This is a genomic window from Shinella sp. OV683 (assembly GCF_057787725.1).
The window spans coordinates 1,870,636-1,885,130 of the sequence record NZ_CM173543.1 but is presented as its reverse complement, the minus strand read 5'-3'; the positions used below and the strand labels follow the sequence as shown (position 1 = coordinate 1,885,130).

Annotated in this window: 17 protein-coding genes; 9 read left to right on the top strand and 8 right to left on the bottom strand. The window is 59.2% G+C overall.

Annotation, left to right across the window (positions count from 1 at the left end; all coding sequences use genetic code 11):
• Window positions 1–188: 188 nt before the first annotated feature.
• Window positions 189–710, bottom strand: a complete 522-nt coding sequence (locus tag ACXHRN_RS08970; protein WP_488640971.1) for an RNA polymerase sigma factor — start codon at window positions 708–710, stop codon at window positions 189–191.
• Between the two features lie 184 nt (window positions 711–894).
• Here ACXHRN_RS08970 and ACXHRN_RS08965 point away from each other — a divergent pair, with 184 nt between their 5' ends.
• The gene (locus ACXHRN_RS08965) at window positions 895–1,773 is read left to right on the top strand and encodes a DMT family transporter (protein WP_488640970.1); all 879 of its coding nucleotides are present in this window, start codon (window positions 895–897) and stop codon (window positions 1,771–1,773) included.
• A gap of 18 nt (window positions 1,774–1,791) precedes the next feature.
• Entirely contained in the window at window positions 1,792–2,670 is an 879-nt protein-coding gene (locus ACXHRN_RS08960; protein ID WP_488640969.1) for a DMT family transporter, read from the top strand.
• Window positions 2,671–2,721: 51 nt separating this feature from the next.
• Here ACXHRN_RS08960 and ACXHRN_RS08955 read toward each other — a convergent pair whose 3' ends face one another.
• Window positions 2,722–3,201: a cupin domain-containing protein gene (locus ACXHRN_RS08955; RefSeq protein WP_488640968.1), complete on the bottom strand. Its 480-nt coding sequence runs from the start codon at window positions 3,199–3,201 to the stop codon at window positions 2,722–2,724.
• 81 nt (window positions 3,202–3,282) lie between these two features.
• Between ACXHRN_RS08955 and ACXHRN_RS08950 the strand changes: the two genes are divergently transcribed.
• Window positions 3,283–4,248 carry a LysR family transcriptional regulator gene (locus ACXHRN_RS08950; protein WP_488640967.1) on the top strand — a complete coding sequence of 322 codons (966 nt, stop codon included), beginning with the start codon at window positions 3,283–3,285 and terminating at the stop codon, window positions 4,246–4,248.
• A 5-nt stretch (window positions 4,249–4,253) separates the two neighbouring features.
• Here the strand turns inward: ACXHRN_RS08950 and ACXHRN_RS08945 are convergent, their stop codons facing one another.
• From ACXHRN_RS08945 to ACXHRN_RS08930, 4 genes are all read right to left on the bottom strand, one after another.
• On the bottom strand, window positions 4,254–4,931 hold the full coding sequence (locus ACXHRN_RS08945) for a ferredoxin (protein WP_488640966.1): 678 nt from the start codon (window positions 4,929–4,931) through the stop codon (window positions 4,254–4,256).
• A gap of 101 nt (window positions 4,932–5,032) precedes the next feature.
• Window positions 5,033–6,601: a trimethylamine methyltransferase family protein gene (locus ACXHRN_RS08940; protein ID WP_488641868.1), complete on the bottom strand. Its 1,569-nt coding sequence runs from the start codon at window positions 6,599–6,601 to the stop codon at window positions 5,033–5,035.
• Window positions 6,602–6,759: 158 nt separating this feature from the next.
• Complete coding sequence (locus ACXHRN_RS08935; RefSeq protein WP_488640965.1) at window positions 6,760–8,748, bottom strand: putative bifunctional diguanylate cyclase/phosphodiesterase; 1,989 nt, start codon at window positions 8,746–8,748, stop codon at window positions 6,760–6,762.
• Window positions 8,745–9,227 carry a putative pterin-binding protein gene (locus tag ACXHRN_RS08930; RefSeq protein ID WP_488640964.1) on the bottom strand — a complete coding sequence of 161 codons (483 nt, stop codon included), beginning with the start codon at window positions 9,225–9,227 and terminating at the stop codon, window positions 8,745–8,747. Before ACXHRN_RS08930 ends, ACXHRN_RS08935 begins: the two co-directional genes overlap by 4 nt.
• A gap of 280 nt (window positions 9,228–9,507) precedes the next feature.
• Between ACXHRN_RS08930 and ACXHRN_RS08925 the strand changes: the two genes are divergently transcribed.
• Complete coding sequence (locus ACXHRN_RS08925) at window positions 9,508–10,209, top strand: corrinoid protein (protein WP_488640963.1); 702 nt, start codon at window positions 9,508–9,510, stop codon at window positions 10,207–10,209.
• A gap of 61 nt (window positions 10,210–10,270) precedes the next feature.
• Here the strand turns inward: ACXHRN_RS08925 and ACXHRN_RS08920 are convergent, their stop codons facing one another.
• Both ACXHRN_RS08920 and ACXHRN_RS08915 read right to left on the bottom strand, forming a co-directional pair.
• Window positions 10,271–10,405 carry a hypothetical protein gene (locus ACXHRN_RS08920; protein WP_488640962.1) on the bottom strand — a complete coding sequence of 45 codons (135 nt, stop codon included), beginning with the start codon at window positions 10,403–10,405 and terminating at the stop codon, window positions 10,271–10,273.
• Window positions 10,406–10,429: 24 nt separating this feature from the next.
• Complete coding sequence (locus ACXHRN_RS08915) at window positions 10,430–10,576, bottom strand: entericidin domain-containing protein (RefSeq protein ID WP_488640961.1); 147 nt, start codon at window positions 10,574–10,576, stop codon at window positions 10,430–10,432.
• Between the two features lie 305 nt (window positions 10,577–10,881).
• Here ACXHRN_RS08915 and ACXHRN_RS08910 point away from each other — a divergent pair, with 305 nt between their 5' ends.
• The 5 genes from ACXHRN_RS08910 to ACXHRN_RS08890 all read left to right on the top strand — a co-directional run bounded on the left by ACXHRN_RS08910 (window position 10,882) and on the right by ACXHRN_RS08890 (window position 14,400).
• Window positions 10,882–11,487 (top strand): DUF1638 domain-containing protein, encoded by a 606-nt coding sequence (locus tag ACXHRN_RS08910; RefSeq protein WP_488640960.1) that lies wholly within the window; start codon window positions 10,882–10,884, stop codon window positions 11,485–11,487.
• Between the two features lie 205 nt (window positions 11,488–11,692).
• On the top strand, window positions 11,693–12,364 hold the full coding sequence (locus tag ACXHRN_RS08905) for an exopolysaccharide biosynthesis protein (RefSeq protein ID WP_488640959.1): 672 nt from the start codon (window positions 11,693–11,695) through the stop codon (window positions 12,362–12,364).
• A 125-nt stretch (window positions 12,365–12,489) separates the two neighbouring features.
• On the top strand, window positions 12,490–12,792 hold the full coding sequence (locus ACXHRN_RS08900) for a virulence factor (protein WP_488640958.1): 303 nt from the start codon (window positions 12,490–12,492) through the stop codon (window positions 12,790–12,792).
• Window positions 12,785–13,339, top strand: a complete 555-nt coding sequence (locus ACXHRN_RS08895; protein ID WP_488640957.1) for a methylenetetrahydrofolate reductase C-terminal domain-containing protein — start codon at window positions 12,785–12,787, stop codon at window positions 13,337–13,339. Before ACXHRN_RS08900 ends, ACXHRN_RS08895 begins: the two co-directional genes overlap by 8 nt.
• Window positions 13,340–13,347: 8 nt before the next feature.
• Window positions 13,348–14,400: a methylenetetrahydrofolate reductase gene (locus ACXHRN_RS08890; RefSeq protein WP_488641867.1), complete on the top strand. Its 1,053-nt coding sequence runs from the start codon at window positions 13,348–13,350 to the stop codon at window positions 14,398–14,400.
• Window positions 14,401–14,495: the final 95 nt, after the last annotated feature.

The following is a 14,495-nucleotide window of genomic DNA, read 5'->3' as shown; positions in this document are numbered from 1 at the left end:
CCACAGTTGCGTTGTTATGGAGCTTTGACGACGGGGCTTTTCGCTTCCTTGGGGTGCAGTCGAAAATTCTTCTCTCGCGTCGAATGCTGCCATGGCAGCAGCAAGCGCGCGCTCACGGGCAGCGTCCGAAGCTTTGGGCGGGGACATCCGGTTGAGTTTGTCGAGTTCGTTTTCCATCAAATGCTCCTTCACGCCACTTCACGGCCGAGAATGGTCTTCAACCGCTTGCGGGCCTCGTGGAGATGCCACGAGACCGTACTTTCCGAGCAGCCCAGCACATCCGCAGCATCGCCGTGGTCGAGCCCTTCGGCATAGACCAGCATGACCGCATCGCGCTGCTTGGGAGAAAGTGTCTGCACGGCTGTCCAGATTTCCTGCATGTCATCCTCTTGGGCACCCTCGCCTTGCGACGAAGGATCGAGGCTCCATTCCGCAGTTTTGCGCCGCTCTCGTTCCGCTTTTCGGGCGAGGTCGCGCACCGAGTTCAGCACCAGACTGTAAAGCCAGGTGCGAAACCGCCCCTCGCCACGAAAACCAGCAATCGCATAGGCGAGCCGGACACAGACATCCTGGGCGATATCATCGGCGTCGGTGCGATTGCGCGTCCATTTCCAGGCGACCGCATGGATAAAATCATAATGCATCTCCAATAGCTCGCCGAAAGCCATCCGGTCTCCCTGGGATGCTCTTCTGATCAGTTCAGGTTCCAATTCCCATCGCCCTCTCACACCACTTTCAGGAGTAAGACGTTTGCCCCTGCCAATTCCTTGGGTAGGCGTGGAATATTTTGTCCGACGCACCCATCGGGATCGTGTACAGGAAGCGCTTGCCGTTCCGACCCTGTCCGGCAAACCGATTCCTGTTCGTAAAAACGCCGCTTATCAAGGCCATTCAATGTCTTCGCGCCGCGACTACCAAATCGGTCTGCTTTTCGTGACCATATCGGCCATTGCCTGGAGCACGGCGGGATTCTTCACGCGCCTCATCCCGCTCGACAGCTTCACCATGCTCGCTTGGCGCGGCATTTTCGGGTCGCTCAGTCTGCTCGTGGTCATCATCGCGATGAACGGCCGCGGCTGGGTCGGCGAATTCACCCGCTTCGGCCGGGCCGAATGGACCTACGTCGGGCTGACCGTCGCCGGCATGATCATGTTCATCACCTCGCTCGGACACACGTCGGTTGCCCATGGCGCGGTGATCTACGCGACAATCCCCTTCCTCGCCGCGTTCCTAGGCTGGATTTTCCTCGGCGAGATCCCGGGACGAAGCGCGATCATTTCCAGCGGCGTGGCGATCCTCGGTGTGTTGCTGATGGTCGGTTTCGGCAGCGATGGAGGGCTGCTGGGCGATCTCCTGGCTTTCGGGATGACTCTGTGCATGGCGCTGTCAATCATCGTCATGCGCAAGAACCCGACAATGTCGGCGGCGCCGGCCGCCTGCATCGGCGCCGTCATCAGCATCTTCATCTGCTGGCCGCTCGGCACGCCGCTGGAGGTGACCGGCATTCAGATTGTCCACCTCGCCCTTTTCGGAATGATCAATTCCGCTGTAGGTCTCGCCTTTTTCGCTTGGGGATCACGCAAGTTGCCAGCCGTCGAAACCGCGCTGATCGGTGCGCTCGACACACCGCTTGCGCCGCTCTGGGTCTGGCTCGCCTTCAATGAGAAGCCCGGTATCAATACATTTATCGGCGGCGGCATCGTCTTCTTGGCTGTCGTCGGCCATATCATTGCCAGCCAGCGGTCGCAGGCCGTACCGCAACCGGTGGGCTGATCATTTCAAGGGATTTGCATGGACCCGCGTCGGGAATATCAACTTGGCCTGCTCTTCGTTATTGCCTCGGCCATCACCTGGAGTTCGGCCGGCTTCTTCACCCGCCTGATCGGGCTTGACTACCCTACTATGATCGCAGGCCGCGGCATCTTCGGTGCACTGGGCCTGATCATCGTCATCATCGCCGTCAACGGCCGCAAGTGGCCGCGCCTGTTCATGACAATGGGCCGTAATGAGGCCACCTATGTCGCCCTCGTCGTCTTGGGCATGATCGCGTTTGTCGGCTCGCTGGGCCTGACATCTGTTGCCCACAACTCGGTGATTTTCGCAACGCTGCCGCTGATCGCGGCTTTCCTAGCCTGGGTCTTCCTGAAGGAACTGCCCTCCGCACATGCGCTCATTGCCGCTGTGTTCGCAATCTTCGGCGTCGGCATCATGGCGGGTTTCGGACTGGACGGAGGGCTCTCGGGCGATATCCTTTCGCTGCTCGCGACGCTCTGCATGGCACTATGCATTATCATTATTCGCAAGAATCCAATGATCTCCGTCACGGCCTGCGCATGCGTCGGCTCGTTTATGAGCGGCGCGCTGTGCCTGCCCTTCGCAGATCTCGGCGCTATCGACGGCACACATTTGATCTATCTCGTTCTGTTCGGCCTGTTGAACTCGGCCGCAGGCCTGACGCTGTTTTCACTCGGCTCCAAACGCCTGCCGGCGATCGAGACAGCCTTGATTTCGACGCTCGACACGCCACTCGCACCGCTTTGGGTATGGCTCGCCTTCAACGAGGCTGCCGGCCCGCAGACGCTGCTCGGTGGAATCATCGTGCTGAGCGCGGTGACCGGATACATCGTCGCGAGCCAGCGAGCCCGGATAGCTGCCAGGCCAGCCGAATGAAGCCAGTGCGAGAGCAGCGATACGCAGCCCTCGCGTGAGCCCAGCGCGTCGCTAGCCGATCGGCGCGCCAATAATGTCGATATTGTTGGCGGCACAGGCGCTCGACAGCTTCTCGATCAATTCGGGGGTCGGGGCAACCGCTTCCGGCAGGTCGGCATACGCAGCGGCGCGACTGGTCTGGCGCACCATGGTCTCGAAGTCTGCGCCCTGGGTAATTGTCAGGCAACGCGCGCCAGCCGTGCTTTCGACGCGGAATGCATGCGGCACGCCCTTGGGCGCCAGCAGCGTCTGGCCCGCCTGCCCGACCAGTTCTCCGTCGCCGACGCGAAAGCGGATAACCCCTTCCAGGATGTGAAAGACCTCGTCCTCGCGCTGATGGATATGCAGGGGCGGTGCCTCGCCGTGGGGCATCCAGTGCTCCACCACCGAGATGCCGTCCGCACCAGCGCGGGATGCTAGCCGGATTGCGACCAGGGTGTTGCCGAACCACAGAAGATCATCGTTCAGGCGAACGCTGTCGTGAATGTTCATGCTCACAACCTTTCATAAATGTGAACTTCGAATGAAATCGATGTACAATTCGTTACAGGATCAGACCAATCGAATGATCATATGGGGTCCATCCACGTCATGAATTTCAATGCGATCGACTTGAACCTGATTCGTGTTTTCGATGCGCTCTCCCGCGAGCGAAGCGTGACACGGGCCGGAGAACGCATCGGGCTTTCCCAACCCGCTGTAAGCGCCGCGCTTAACCGGCTGCGCCATGTCTTCAATGACGCGCTGTTCGTGCGCCATGGCCACGAAATGCTGCCAACGCCGCTTGCGTTGGAACTCGGCGCGCGCGCCCGCTCGGCGCTTTCCGATATCGAATGCATGATCCGCGCGGTGCGTGGCCTCGACCTCTCCGGCCTCACCAGAACATTCACCCTTATGGGTGCGGATTTCTTCTCGATGCTTCTCATGCCCCATCTCGCGCATAAGGCACACGCACAGGCGCCACTGGCCAGAATCCGCATGCTTGACAGCGCGCGTGGCGATGTGGCGCGTCTGCTGCTTGAAAACGCAGTCGACATAGCGCTGGAACCGGACATGGACATGCCCGACTGGATCTCAAGCACACTGTTGCTGAGATCGCCCTTCGCGATCATTGCCTCGAAGGACAATGCGCGTCTCGCAACCGTCAAGGAAGGCTCGATGATCCCGATGGAGATTTATACCGAGCTGCCCCACGTCCTGCGGTCGATCGACGGTTCCATGTCGGGCTGCGTCGACGAAGCGCTCGCCGCAAACGGCCTGAGCCGAAGGCTCACGCTGGCGCTCCCCAATTTTCATGGAGTGACGCTGGCCGTGGCTGCCGGCAACCACATCGCCGCCATACCGGTGCAATATGCCAATGCCATGCGTTCGCAGCTCGGCCTGCGCCTTTACCTGCCGCCGGTGGATGTCCCGGCTCCTGAGGTCAAACTCTATTGGCATGCGCGCTACGACGATGATCCGGCACATGCCTGGATGCGGACGCAAATTATTGAAGCCTCGGCCGAGCTTCGGCTGAACGAAGTCTCGCTCGCGCTCTGACTGGATCAGCCAAGCGCCACCATGTGAAACCTGATCTGCTCCGGCGAGTAGCGATACGCGCCTCCCACCGGACAAGCGTTGCGCGCCAGGCATCCTGAAACCATGCAGCCAACCTGCCCTTCTGGCGAATGAATATGCGATCGGCAGCCGCCGACGTCGAAAGCCGCTGATGTCACCGCACCGACGGGACAGTGTGTCAGGCAAGGCTTGTCAAGACAGTGATCGCAGGGATGGCTATCGACGCGGCCGCTGGCCTCGCCAATCCTCTCGGCAAAGCCGATGGCACCGCGATAGCCGTGCCACAAACCATATTCGGGATGAATGAGAATCCCCAGCGGCGAAGGTTTCAGGCCCTCTACCCTCATTGCCCATTGCTGGAAGGGATGCCATGGCTTTTCCGAAGGAAACCAGGCGGTTGCGTCGAGTTCCTCAGCCACCGGCCAAATGGTTGCCATCGACCATGTGTCGAGCGGGTCGGCAACGTCAGTATTCTCCGAACGCCAGCGATCGAAGGCCGGCCAGATCGATCCGCCGATATTTCCCAGCAGGATCACGGTAGCAGCGCGGCCGCCTGTCTGAAGTTCAGGCCCGTCGCCGTCGAAATGCAGCACGCCACGCAAAAGAATTCCGTGCGGGGCAAGCCTCGCACGGATCGTTTCAATTGTGGTTTCGCTCGTGCCCATTATGTCCGGTCAGGTGGCTTGTAGTGAGGACGCCAGACGTCGCGCTGGATCCAATCCGCCACCTGAAACCGTCCGCCACTCTCCCTGGCTTCGGGACCCTTTCAAGTGAAAGCGTCGGGCATCGAATCCTTCTTCTGCTTGATGTAGGCGAGAAGGGCTTCGTCGATCGCAGGATCGAGCGCCGGCGCTTCATACTGGTCGAGCCAGGAGCGGCAAAGCGCATTTGCACGTTCCTCAACTCGCTTGGCGCCTTCCACTTCCCACTGTTCAAACGAGTTGTTGTCAGCCAGAGCCGAACGGTAGAACGCCGTCTGGAAGTTGGCCTGCGTATGGGCGCAGCCGAGATAATGGCTGCCCGGGCCGACTTCCTGGATGGCATCCAGCGCCTGCGCATTTTCAGAAAGGTCGATACCTTCGGCCATCTTCTGCATCATGCCGAGCTGATCCTGGTCGATCATGAACTTCTCGTAGGACGACACAAGTCCGCCTTCGAGCCAGCCTGCGGCATGCAGCACGAAGTTGGTGCCGGCCAGCAGCGTCATGTTGAGCGTGTTGGACGATTCGGTGGCTGCCTGCGCATCCGGAACCTTCGACGCGCAAAGCGAACCACCGGTACGGAACGGCAGGCCGAGGCGGCGGGCGAGCTGGGCTGCACCGTAGGAGACCAGCGACGGTTCCGGCGTACCGAAGGTCGGAGCACCCGACTGCATCGAGATCGATGCCGCGAAGGTACCGAACAGCACCGGCGCCCCCTTGCGGATCAGCTGTGTGAACGACGCACCAGCCAGCACTTCGGCGAGGATCTGCGTCAACGTGCCTGCCACAGTCACCGGGCTCATGGCGCCCGCCAGGATGAACGGCGAGATCACCGTGGCCTGGTTGTGACGGGCATAGACTTTCAGCGCGCCGACCATGGTCTCGTCGAACACCATCGGCGAGTTGGCGTTGATCAGGTTGAGCGTGACGCAATTGTTCTCGACGAACTCATCGCCGAAAACCAGCTTGGCCATGGCGATCGTGTCTTCGGCGCGTTCCGGCGCAGTGACCGAGCCCATGAACGGCTTGTCGGAATACTTGATATGGGAGTAAATCATATCGAGGTGGCGCTTGTTGACCGGCACGTCGACCGGCTCGCAGACAGTGCCGCCCGACGAATGGATCGACGGCGCCATATAGGCGAGCTTCACGAAATTGCGGAAATCCTCGATCGTCGCATAGCGGCGGTTGCCTTCCAGGTCGCGGACGAAGGGAGGGCCGTAAACCGGCGCGAACACGGTCGCCTTGCCGCCGATATGGCAATTGCGCTCCGGATTACGGGCGTGCCAGGTGAAACTCGACGGGGCGGTCTTCAGGATTTCGCGGCAAAGGCCCTTGGGGAAATGCACGCGCTCACCACGCACGTCGGCACCGGCTTCCTTCCACAGCGCCAATGCTTCTGCATCTTCGCGGAACTCGATGCCGATCTCTTCGAGGATGCGGTCAGCATTGTTCTCGATCAGCTGCAAGCCTTCTTCGTCGAGCACTTCATATTCGCGAATCTTGCGGATGATATAGGGAAGAGATGGGTTGGGACCACCGCCCGTGCGCGCCGCGCGCCGCGCGGCCGCACCACGTCCACGGCGACCGCCACCTTCTGCCGGCACTTCAGCCTGTTCGTTTGTCTGGTCCATCATCGTTTCCTCTACCGATTTGCCCGCTCCAACGGGTGACTGTTGTCGCTGATCCTAAACAATGCCGCAAAAGGAACATTCCTCAAAGCGCCAATGAGTAGGCTGGAAGCGAAGCGACGGAAATAGGATGCATCGCGGCTAGATCATCGAAAATGGGTTCAGACCGCCTTCAGTTGCGGTCCGTCACTGGAATTGGGCTTTGCGGGCGCCGATGGCGCGAGATAGGCAAGAAGCGACAGCGCACTCATCGGCCGCGCATAGTGAAAACCCTGGCCAAGCGCAATTCCGAGCTCCAGCAGCACCGCGGTCTGGTCGGGGCTTTCGATACCCTCGGCGACGACATTGATGCCGAGTTCGCTTGCCATACGGCTGATTCCGCGAGCGATGCCGAGGCTGCGATCGGATGTGGTCACGCCGTCCACAAGCGACTTGTCGAGCTTGATCTTGCGAAACTCAAGACTGGCGAGCCGACTGAGGTTGGAGTAGCCCTTGCCGAAATCATCGACGGCAAGGTAGATGCCGAGCATACGAAAATGCTCGACGTTCTGGTCGACGATCTCACTTTCGGCCATGACAGCATCTTCGGTCAGTTCGAGAAGCAATTGTCCGCGCTGCATGTCATGGCGCTTGGCCACCTCGCCTACCGCCCGGGCAAAGCCGGACAACGCCATCAGTCCCGGCGAAACGTTGGCCGTGACCTGGATGTGGTGGCCGCATGCCGCCATGTGATTGCGGGTCGCACAGGCCTTGTCGATCACATAGAGCGTCAATGGCAGGATCTGGCTGGTCTGCTCTGCCGCTTCGATGATTTCGATGGGCGGGACCGCGCCGAATTCCGGATGATTCCAGCGCACCAGTGCTTCGATGCCCCTGGTCTCGCCGGCGCTGAGGGAGACGATCGGTTGATAGGCGACGTCGATCCTGCTGTCGAGGATCGCCCGCTTCAGGTCGGCCCGCAGCGTGCGTTTGCGATTGCTGGCACTGGTGATCGCGGATGATGTGAACTGCACGCAGTTGCGGCCAGCAGCCTTCGCCGCATAGAGTGCCGCATCGGCATTGCGCAGCATACAGCCGGTCGTGGTGATCGGCACATCGCCACTATGCGCGACACCGATGCTGGTCGCAGCCTTGATCGGATTGCCCTCGAACAGCACGGGATCGGCGAGCCGCAGGATGACGCGATTTGCAAAAGCAGCTGCCCGTTCCTTCGAGCCCCGCAGAAGCACGGCGAACTCATCGCCGCCCAGCCGGCAGACCACGTCGTCGACGCCGCAGGTCGACGACAGTATCGATGCGACATGCCTGAGAAGATGATCCCCTGCCGCATGGCCCAACGTATCATTCACGGCTTTGAAGCCGTCCAGGTCGAGCACAACGAGGCTGAAGTTGTCTGATATGTTGCGACATTGCAGCGCCGTCTCGAAGCGACGGCGGTTGCCGATACCGGTCAGATGGTCGGAGATCAGCATATGCTGTTTCTCTTCCACCGCCAGGTTGAGTTTGCGGTTGCCGCGGCGCGACAGATAGAGCTCGAACAGCACATAGAGAAAGGTCAGGCAGGCAAGACCGGCATATTCGAATTGCAGAATCTTGAGATTGTCCAGGCTATCGATTTCCCTCTCGACCATGCCGCGCATCTGGTTGCGGCGCGCCGAGTAGGCCTTGTCGCTATAATGAGCGATATCCGCCTGGTAGCGAATTGCAAACTGGCCCATTTCCGCATAGGTGGCGGGCTGGTCGAACTTCAGGGCCTGAACCGCCTTTTCGAGCTCCGGCAGCGCTGCAAATAGATCGGGGATGATCGAGGTCTCGACGACGCCTGCTCCAGTCAAGGCATCCCGATAGCTCGCTGTCTTCAGCACATTGACGCGTGACCAGAAGATGTCGAGTGCCAGAGCAATATCAACATCCCTGACACTGCCGTCGCCGGAAGAATAGCGATAGGCTTTGCCCAGCAGATCGTTGAACTCCATCTCCGCCCGCGTCGCCTCTTCGAAACGCGCCGACTTGAAGAGATGCATGCTGATGCCGTCGGTAATCGACGCGATATTCTGGCTGCCAATCACCATCATCGCCGCAAACAGCGCGAGAATCGCAGGAAACCGAATAAGCAGCAGGTTCGACCGTGTCACACGCGGCAGCTTCATTTGATGCTGATTTCTTTCAGTTGCCAGATACTCCGGGCTTCGTAAATCGCGCTTTTGCGCAGATCCGGATTATCGCCCGAGGGATAGACGACCCATGCTGGCCCCTTGTCCCGGATAGATATCGGCTTGCCGTCGATTTCAATGGCGGCGATGACATCGAACTCCTCGAAATCCTTGGTCGGGATCTCGGCTTCGTAGTTGTCGAGAGCAACGGCGTAGGCTGTCGTACCGCTGGCACCTGCCGCCTTCAGCAGATCCCGCAACAGCGGCCCGCGCGCCTCATGCAATGCATCGTCCATTCCCGGCAGCAGGGCCATGTACTTCGTCGTGCCGACATTCGCGATCACCTGATCGGTCACCTCGAAGGCCGCCGTCTTGCCGTCTCTGGCAACAATGGAGAAGTAGACCTTATCTGCGCTTGCAGCCGGAGACAAAAATACAACCAAAAGGAAAGCCAACCCTATGATTAATTTTGACAAAACGGTCGCGCTCCACTGAAAAACCACCACTTCCAACTAGATTGAATTGATTAAAATTGAATTATTGCGACACCGGCTCAGGACGAAATCACCAAACCTATTGCGCAACCTCACGTATCAACAGCAACTAAAAGTGGGCAACCCTTCAAAATGCGACAGCACCGTCGTTTTTCGCCATCGCCTGCGTCGTTTTCGAAAACGCTTTGCAAACGTCCATGGCTAACTATAGTGGACGATAGGATTTGTCGAAATCCGGCACCATTCAATTGACGAGGATCCAATGGCAGACGATGAAATCATTCTTTCGGAACTCTCCGACGAGGAGCTTGTGCAGCAGATGCACGACGACCTCTACGACGGACTGAAGGAAGAGATCGAGGAAGGCACCAACATCCTGCTCTCACGCGGCTGGGTGCCCTATGACGTTCTGACTCAAGCGCTCGTCGAAGGCATGCGCATCGTCGGCATCGATTTCCGCGACGGCATTCTGTTCGTGCCGGAAGTTCTGCTTTCGGCCAACGCCATGAAGGCCGGCATGTTCATCCTGCGTCCGCTGCTCGCCGCCACCGGCGCGCCGAAGCAGGGCAAGATGGTCATCGGCACCGTCAAGGGCGACATCCACGACATCGGCAAGAACCTGGTCGGCATGATGATGGAAGGCGCCGGATTCGACGTCATCGACCTCGGCATCAACAACCCGGTCGAGAACTATCTCGATGCGATCGAGCGCGAACAGCCTGATATTCTCGGCATGTCCGCCCTGCTGACCACGACCATGCCCTATATGAAAGTCGTGATCGACACGATGAAGGAAAAGGGCATCCGCGACGACTACATCGTTCTCGTCGGCGGCGCTCCGCTCAACGAGGAATTCGGCAAGGCCGTCGGCGCCGACGCCTATTGCCGCGACGCCGCCATCGCGGTGGAAACCGCCAAGGAATATATCAAGCGCAAGCACAACACGCTGGCTGCGCGCGCCTGATCATTCATCAAAGGATAAAAAGAGCTGGCCGCACACATGTGCGGCCAGTTTCGTTTTGGGATTAGTTGGCCGCGTCCTTGACGGCGTCCTTGGTATTCGACATGTCACGTCCCGCCCCGCGGATGGTGTTTGCACACGAGGACAGGAAGAGTGCGGCAATCAGGGCGCAAATAATCTGGGTGGTGACCTTAGGCATTGGAATCTCCCGACCGTGCTCGGTTTAGTTCGCGACATCCTTGGCCGCCTTCTCGGTTGCGTCCGCGGTATTGGCCACGTCGCGACCGGCACCGCGGATAGTGTTGGCGCAGGAGGTAAGGAACAATGCCGCAGTCAGGGCGATCACAATTTTAGCAGAAATATTCGTCATCTCAGCTCTCCAAATGGCAATGGGATGGTGCGGCAGCAATGCCGCATATGTTGCAGAGAGCGGCCTTCGACAAGGAAGGAAAATACCTCCCGGCGCGCCGCATGGGGGCACAACGCGCGAAACGGGAAAATGTTCACTCAATAGCAATTCCTTCGGAAGAAATGCGGTTCGGGAGCCTCTCGCCGTTCAGCGGGGCTATGCAGGCAGAACAAGCCCGCCGCGTTCGGCATCACCTTTTGCCGCAACCGGCATTCCATGCTGAGAAAATTTCCCTATATTAGCGGGGCGAAACAGTCAGGACGCCCATGAACGAGGATTTAACGAAACCCGAACCGCTCCGCATCATCGCATGCGGCGCGATTGCGCGCGAAATCCTCGCGGTCAAATCAGCCAATGGCCTCGACCACGTCGACCTGCAATGTCTTCCCGCCATATGGCACGTCTATCCGGAAAAGATCGTGCCCGGTCTGCGCGAAAAAATCGCCGAGGCGCGTGCTGAAGGCTTCAAGCGCATCTATATCGGCTATGCGGAATGCGGCACCCAGGGCCAGCTCGACAAGCTCTGCGAAGAGGAAGGCATCGAGCGGATCGCCGGCCCACACTGTTACGCCTTCTTCACCGGCACGGAGAAGTTTCTCGCCGAATGCGAGGACGAATTCACCGCCTTCTACCTGACCGACCTGATCACCCGCCAGTTCGAGGCTTTCGTCATCGAGCCCCTGAAGCTCGACAAGCATCCCGAGTTGCGCGACATGGTGTTTGGCAACTACACCAAGATCGTCTACCTCGCCCAGACCGTAGACCCCGCTCTGCAGGAGAAGGCAAAGTGGGCAGCCGACTACCTGAAGCTGGATTATGAATACCGCTTCACCGGCTATGGCGACCTTGCGCCGGCCCTGATAAGGGCATAGCCTGCTCCGACAGGGCAGTTCTCCGAAAATACGACAAAATATTTGGCGACGGTCATACGTTGTCTTATTTGCATGATAATCGCGCCTTAAGGATCGCCCTTTAGAGTATCCCGGTGGGAGACTTTGCTAGAAACATCACCAAGATTTTCCGGTAAATCGCACTCCGCGCCATGAAAACAGTAGGTGCCAAGTGTCGGATGCCAGCATGGAACTAAGCCTCAGGGAAAAAGTGGTCAAGGAAAGGCCGGAGCGGCTTTCGGAACTGCTGCGTCACGTTTCGCAGCAAGCAGGTGACAAGATATCGCTCGGCGTGATCGCCGAAGCCATGGCCGACCGATCCTTCGGCGCCTTCCTCGTCGTCTTCTGTCTTCCCAACCTTATTCCACTGCCGCCGGGCGCGACCTTCATCCTCGGCATGCCGCTGGTGTTTATCGCCTTCCAGATGGCGTTTTCACGCCTTGATACGATCTGGCTGCCGAAGCGGCTGCATGACTATTCCTTCGACAACAAGGCTTTTGCCTCCGTCCTCGACAAGTTCGTGCCATGGATGGAAAAAGCCGAGAAGCTGATCAAACCGCGTTTCTGGAGCGGCAATACCCGCCTCTATGAGCGCTTTATCGGCATCTTTGCCCTGCTGCTGGCGATCGTCATCTTCCTGCCGATACCGCTTGGAAATATGGGCCCGGCCTATTCGCTGGCCTTGATGGGACTTGGCCTGACCGAACGCGACGGCATCGTCCTGATGATCGGCGCCGTGATCGGCCTCGTCTTCTCGGCGGTCGTCGGTTATGTCGGATATGAGCTCCTTCATCTTATCCCCTACTTCTTCCATCAGATTCCGCATTATTGGGATGTCTTCCTGCATTTCTTCGCTTGATCGCGTCAGCGTTTTTTGTGAGGATTTTTGCGGTGTCGCAATAAGGCCAAAGCGACGTCGTGCCTAGCCGGGCAGCGACACCCCCTCTCATTCCATTGTAGCCGCAGCATAGGGAGTTTCGGGGAATGGCTGACCGCATCATCGTCTACTGGCGCGATATACCTGCGCAGGTAATCATCAAGAAGGGCCGGACAAACGCCAAGCGCGAATTGTCGCTGCGGTTCACGGAAGCCATCGACATGTGCGCCATGCGCACCGGCGCCGCGGAAAGCGGCGATTACCTCGCCGACTGGCGCAAGGCCGACCCCGTCGAGGTCTCCGACGATCTCGAGGCCGAGGCCGACAAGACAGCCGCCGAGCTTGAGGCCACCTATGACCGCGAGCGGCTTGTCGCACTCGTCAAGCGCGGCGGTCGCGAAAATGGTTGAGCTGAAAATCCACAAGAAGCCACCAACGGCCTATGTACCGTCCGGCGTTTCCGCTGTCGGCCGCCAGAAGCGCAGCTATACGATCCGCCTCTGGTCGATCCGTCATTCGCGCATGCTCGAATGGTTCTACGACAAATTCGCGAAATTCTTCCTGCTGCTACATCCGGTCTGGAACAAACTCGGCTATCAGCGTGTCGAATGGCCGATCAAGGCCGTGGAGAAGCGGGTCAAGGGACTGATGTTCGACTGTCGCATGTGCGGCCAGTGCGTGCTTTCCTCGACCGGCATGTCGTGCCCGATGAACTGTCCCAAGCAGCTTCGCAACGGACCTTGCGGCGGCGTTCGCGCCAACGGCAATTGCGAAGTCGAGCCCGACATGCCTTGCGTCTGGGTGAAAGCCTGGGAAGGGTCGCGCAACATGGTGCATGGCGACAAGATCATGACGGTGCAGAAGCCCGTCGATCAGTCCCTGCGCGAAACGTCCGCCTGGCTGCGCACGACGGCGACTGCCGCCGCCGCCAATGAAGCTCTGAAGAAAGAAGCGTGACCGCAATGGTGCATATCGATGAGAACCCGCTCGGCCCGCACCTGCCTCTCGATCCCCTGCCCGGCCATTCCTCTCTAGGCCGGCTGGAACGCGTGCTGCGTCGCGGCGAATTCGCCGTCACCGCCGAGCTGAACCCACCCGACAGTGCCAACCCTGAAGAAGTCTATGAGCGCGCTGCGATCTTCGAAGGCTGGGTGGACGGTATCAACGCTGTCGATGCGTCGGGCGCCAACTGCCATATGTCGTCGGTCGGCATCTGCGCGCTGCTGACCCGCATGGGCTATGCGCCAATCATGCAGATCGCCTGCCGCGACAAGAACCGCATCGCCATCCAGGGCGATGTGCTGGGTGCCGCCGCCATGGGCGTCGCGAACATCATGTGTCTGACCGGGGACGGCGTCCAGGCCGGAGACCAGCCGGGCGCCAAGCCGGTCTTCGACCTCGATTGCATGTCGCTGCTCGAAACCGTTCGCACGATGCGCGACGAGTCAAAGTTCCTGTCGGGCCGCAAGATCACCACGGCACCACAAGTGTTCCTGGGTGCCGCAATCAATCCCTTCGCTCCGCCCTACGATTTCCGCCCCTATCGCCTCGGCAAGAAGATCGAAGCCGGCGCGCAGTTCGTCCAGAGCCAGTACTGCTTCGACGTGCCGATGTTCCGCGAATACATGAAGAAGGTCGTCGACCTCGGCTTTGCCGAAAAATGCTTCATCCTCGCCGGCGTCGGCCCGATGGCGTCTGCCAAGACGGCCAAGTGGATCCGTTCCAACGTTCCCGGCATCCATATCCCCGATTCTGTAATCAAGCGCCTCGAAGGCGCCGAAAACCAGAAAAAGGAAGGCAAGCAGCTCTGCATCGACATCATCAACGAGGTGAAAGAGATTCCGGGCGTCAGCGGCATCCATGTCATGGCTTACCGCCAGGAAGAATATGTATCCGAGATCGTTCATGAGTCCGGCGTACTCAAGGGCCGCACGCCCTGGAAGCGCACGCCACGCTCGGACATTCACGAATTCATCGAAGAAACCGCCAATGGCCTGGTGGACCATTCCGTCAGATGATCTGCGCATGCAATTGACCCACTGTCGACTCGTCGGCTTGCCACCAATCCAATAAAGACTTAGTGCAAACCCTCTGTCTTTGAGCTCTCAAGGGA